This window comes from Actinomyces graevenitzii C83 (assembly GCF_000239695.1).
Taxonomy (GTDB): Bacteria; Actinomycetota; Actinomycetes; order Actinomycetales; family Actinomycetaceae; genus Actinomyces; species Actinomyces graevenitzii.
This window is the reverse complement of sequence record NZ_JH470344.1, coordinates 1-1,421: the sequence shown is the minus strand read 5'-3', so window position 1 is coordinate 1,421 and position 1,421 is coordinate 1. Positions and strand designations below refer to the sequence as shown.

General features: G+C 60.9%; 1 protein-coding gene. It reads right to left on the bottom strand.

Annotated elements, in window-relative coordinates:
* Positions 1–2: 2 nt before the first annotated feature.
* Complete coding sequence (locus tag HMPREF0045_RS09440) at positions 3–1,313, bottom strand: ISL3 family transposase (RefSeq protein ID WP_005987853.1); 1,311 nt, start codon at positions 1,311–1,313, stop codon at positions 3–5.
* Positions 1,314–1,421 lie beyond the last annotated feature (108 nt).

The window sequence follows — 1,421 nt, the reverse complement described above, 5'->3', positions numbered from 1 at the left end:
CTTCATAATTGAGGGTGTAGTTGGGGTCTGAATCCTCCGGTTTCGAGGAGGCAGCGGGCGATGTAGTTGGTGAGGTTGCGGAACCCAAGAGCGGATCCGCGTAGATGTTCAAGGCGCCCGTTGATAGCTTCGGTAGGGCCATTGGAGGTGTGGGGATGATCGAAGTAGGCCAGGATGTCCCTGGATCGGCGTTTGAGTGTCCTGCCCAGCGTAATGAGCTCTCTCAGACCCCTCGGTACACGCGTGCAGGTCAGTGTATTAATTTCGGCTTGCATCATGGCCTTGCCCGCAGCCGTGTCGGGCGCGCGGTAGGCATCAATGATGTTCTGGTAGGCACTCCAAGTGACCTCGAGTGCGACGTGGCAATCGCTGGCGAACAGGTCGAGTAGTTGGTGCTGCTGACGCGGCGTGAGCAGGCAAGATCTGGTGTGTAACATCCTGCGAGCCTTGTACAGGGGATCCGTGGCACGCCCGCGCCGATGGTGAAGTTCTTGCTGGATACGCCTGCGGCATTCATCCAAAGCGTTGCCAGCCAGGTGTACAACATGGAAGGGATCCATGACTGCCCTTGCATCGGGGAGTTCTTCGGCGGCAGCGCTCTTAAAACCAGTGAATCCATCCATCGCGACGATCTCGATACGCTCACGCCACGTGTCGGGGCGGGAGGCCAGCCAGGTTTTGAAGACCTGCTTGGAGCGGCCTGGGACCATGTCCAAGAGCCGGCAGGGGCCGCTGCGTTCGCGGATGGGCGTCAAGTCCAAGATAACGGTGACGTATTTGTCTCCGTAGGGGGTGTGGCGCCACACGTGTTCATCCACCCCGATGACACGCACGCCATCGAACCGTGCTGGATCATTGATCAGTAGACGCTCTCCTTCGGTCAGGACAGCGGTGTTGGCGGTATTCCAGGACACGCCTAGGGCCTGGGCGATACGAGCCACTGTCAGATGGTGGACCACCAGGCCCACCAGCGCCCAGCGCACCGCCGAGTGTGAGAGCTTGGCGCGTGGATCGGCCGCTTGGCTCATGTTTTGACGCCACACGTGAGCACACGTCTGGCAGCGGTAGCGGCGCACGCTCACGTGCAAGATCGTGGGGTGCCACCCGTAGGCTACGTGAGCCAAGCGCCTGATCACCGTGTCGCGTACGACGCCTTCGCCCCCACACTGTCGGCACCACCGGTCCTCACCCACTACCTTGCAGGCCAAGATGGTCCGATCGCCTCCTACACGCTGGCCCGTCACTTCCAGGCCCAGGTCATCCAGGCGTGTGAAGGTGCTCAGGTCAGGGCGATCAAAGGTAGTATTAGGCATGTCGAGGTCTTTCGGATGGACGGTGTAGGAACCCCCATCATCGGAAGACCTCGACCCCTACCCGGCCACGACACGCCGAACCCCGCACTACCACCCCCACACCCTCAA

What these genes read in the sequence shown, in the direction of transcription:
- HMPREF0045_RS09440 (WP_005987853.1), bottom strand. Translation starts at nt 1,313, where the DNA reads ATGCCTAATACTACCTTTGATCGCCCTGACCTGAGCACCTTCACACGC.